Origin of the sequence: Streptococcus sp. k-378, from assembly GCF_013277505.1 — a bacterium.
Taxonomy (GTDB): Bacteria; Bacillota; Bacilli; order Lactobacillales; family Streptococcaceae; genus Streptococcus; species Streptococcus pseudopneumoniae.
Genome location: NZ_VMNC01000172.1, coordinates 1 through 1,424 on the forward strand (window position 1 = coordinate 1; position 1,424 = coordinate 1,424).

The following is a 1,424-nucleotide window of genomic DNA, read 5'->3' on the forward strand; positions in this document are numbered from 1 at the left end:
AGAAATCGATTTGACTGTCTTGATCGATTTGTCCTGTTCTTATTTCATTTCACTATAAAAACGTTTAAAATATCTTCAACAACCTATCGAAATCATCGTAAACACTTCGGATTACGAATGAATTTGATTGCTGGTATTATCAATCATGAACTAGGATTCTAGTTTTGCAGGAAGTCTAATCAAGAGGAAAGTAAATGACGATTAAGGTAATTGCGACAGATATGGATGGGACCTTGCTGGATGCTAGAGGCCAGCTTGATCTCCCACGCTTGGAAAAGATTGTGGATCAGTTGGATCAAAGGGGGATTCGTTTTGTCATCGCGACAGGGAATGAAATTCACCGCATGAGGCAACTACTGGAGCACTTGGTGGATCGAGTGGTTCTGGTTGTTGCCAATGGTGCTCATATTTTTGAAAACAATGAATTGATTCAGGCTCAGACTTGGGATGATGCCATTGTCGATAAGGCTTTGGCTCATTTCGAGGGTCGAGCGTGTCAGGATCAATTTGTTGTAACAGGGATGAAGGGTGGTTTCGTCAAGGAAGGTACCATTTTTACAGACCTTGAAAGTTTTATGACTCCAGAAATGATTGAAGAATTCTACCAACGAATGAATTTTGTGGATGAATTAACCTCTGACCTCTTTGGTGGTGTGCTCAAGATGAGTATGGTTGTTGGTGAGGAACGTTTGAATTCGGTATTGGAAGAAATCAATGACCTCTTTGATGGCCGTGTTCGGGCTGTATCGAGTGGCTATGGTTGCATTGATATCCTCCAAGCTGGAATTCATAAAGCATGGGGCTTGGAAGAATTACTCAAGCGTTGGGACTTGACCCCCCAACAAATCATGGCTTTTGGCGATAGTGAAAATGATGTTGAAATGCTTGAAATGGCTGGAATTGCCTATGCGATGGAAAATGCTGATGACAAAGCCAAAGCTGTGGCGACGGCTCTAGCGCCAGCCAATAGCCAAGGAGGAGTTTACCAAGTATTGGAAAACTGGTTAGAAAAAGGAGAATGAAGTAGCAGTACAGTTATTAGAAAATTGGTTACTAAAGGAACAAGAAAAAATCCAAACCAAGTATCGTCACCTAAATCAGGTTTCAGTTGTAGAGCCAGATATTCTTTTTATTGGGGATTCCATTGTCGAATATTATCCTCTGCAGGAGTTGTTTGGGACTTCAAAGACAATTGTCAATCGAGGAATTTGTGGCTATCAGACAGGACTGTTATTAGAGAATCTGGATGCGCATCTGTACGGTGGGGAGGTAGATAAAATTGTCCTTTTAATTGGGACGAACGATATTGGAAAAGATGTGCCTGTGAATGAGGCTCTCAATAATCTCGAAGCTATCATCAATCCATTGCTCGCGATTATCCACTGACTGAGATAAAATTACTTTCCGGCTCTTTGTCAACTGTA

At 41.4% G+C, this 1,424-nt stretch carries 1 protein-coding gene and 1 pseudogene; both read left to right on the forward strand.

Annotation, left to right across the window (positions count from 1 at the left end):
• The first annotated feature begins 194 nt into the window (after positions 1–194).
• Positions 195–1,022 carry an HAD family hydrolase gene (locus HT719_RS11235; RefSeq protein ID WP_000153523.1) on the forward strand — a complete coding sequence of 276 codons (828 nt, stop codon included), beginning with the start codon at positions 195–197 and terminating at the stop codon, positions 1,020–1,022.
• Positions 1,023–1,071: 49 nt separating this feature from the next.
• Positions 1,072–1,424: pseudogene (locus HT719_RS11240) on the forward strand (GDSL-type esterase/lipase family protein); the annotation flags it as partial.

Coding starts and splice junctions, on each gene's coding strand:
- HT719_RS11235 (WP_000153523.1), top strand. CDS start 195: ATGACGATTAAGGTAATTGCGACAGATATGGATGGGACCTTGCTGGAT.